Here is a 1,024-nt window from a genome sequence, read left to right as displayed (position 1 = left end):
CTACGGTCGTGGAAGTGAGCACCCGACCTGGCCTTAGCGAAAGGGGCAGGAGTTTCCATGTCCGACGTGTCCATCGGTCTCTCGGCGGATTCGCTGCCCGCGAATTCCGTCGACAATCTGCTCCCGCAGCTCGTCGAGCACTTGCGGCAGAACCGCACCGAACTGCGCGAGGAGTGGGCCCGTCGCATCACCGATGCCCAGCTGCTCACCGCCATGACCCCCGAGGAGATCTTCTCCGAAGCGACCTCGGTCTACGACAACTACGTCGAGGTGCTCGAGACCGGTAGCGTCGAGGCGCTGCAGGCCTACGCGCGCGACCTGTCCGAACGCATCATCCCCCGAGGCGTCGAGACCGACGAGGTCGTCGGCATCGTGCTCCTGCTGCGAGACGTGCTGGCGCGCAGCCTCTTCGAGAAGTACCAGTCCGACTTCGAGCTGCTCAAGCTGGTGCTCGACGCCTACGAACCCGCCGCGAACCGGATCGCCAACACCGTGGCCGTGTCCTTCGTGCAGGAGCGCGAGCGCGTCATCCGCCAGCAGCAGGAGGCGATTCGCGAGCTCTCCACCCCGGTGCTCCAGGTGCGTGAGCAGCTGCTCATCCTCCCCATCATCGGTGTGCTGGACTCGCAGCGCGCCCGGCAGCTCACCGAGCAGCTGCTGCGCGCCATTCGCGCCAACCGCGCCAAGGTCGTCGTCATCGACATCACCGGTGTGCCCGCGATCGACTCCACGGTGGCCAACCACCTGGTGCAGACCGTCGACGCGTCGGGCCTGATGGGCGCCAATGTCATCATTACCGGCCTGTCGTCGGAGATCGCGCTTACCCTGGTCACCATCGGCCTGGATCTGTCGAAGATGAATGCCGTCGGTGACCTCCAGGGTGGCATCGAGGAAGCGGAGCGGCTGCTCGGCTACGAAGTGTCGCGCGTCACCGACCGCGACGGACGGTAACCAGGGCGGGGCACATGCCGGTACCCATTCTGAAGCAGGGCACCTATCTCATCGCGTCGGTGCAATCAGCGCT

At 65.6% G+C, this 1,024-nt stretch carries 1 protein-coding gene; it reads left to right on the top strand.

Features of this window, described 5'->3' with window-relative positions; all coding sequences use genetic code 11:
• Positions 1 to 57 precede the first annotated feature (57 nt).
• Positions 58 to 951, top strand: coding sequence for an STAS domain-containing protein (locus tag ACIRS4_RS39275; RefSeq protein WP_357284127.1), 894 nt, complete (start codon positions 58 to 60; stop codon positions 949 to 951).
• Positions 952 to 1,024 lie beyond the last annotated feature (73 nt).

The sequence above is a fragment of the Streptomyces sp. NPDC101166 genome, from assembly GCF_044768125.1.
Taxonomy (GTDB): domain Bacteria; phylum Actinomycetota; class Actinomycetes; order Streptomycetales; family Streptomycetaceae; genus Streptomyces.
Note: the sequence above shows the minus strand (reverse complement) of the source record. Positions and strands in the feature narration are given on the sequence as shown.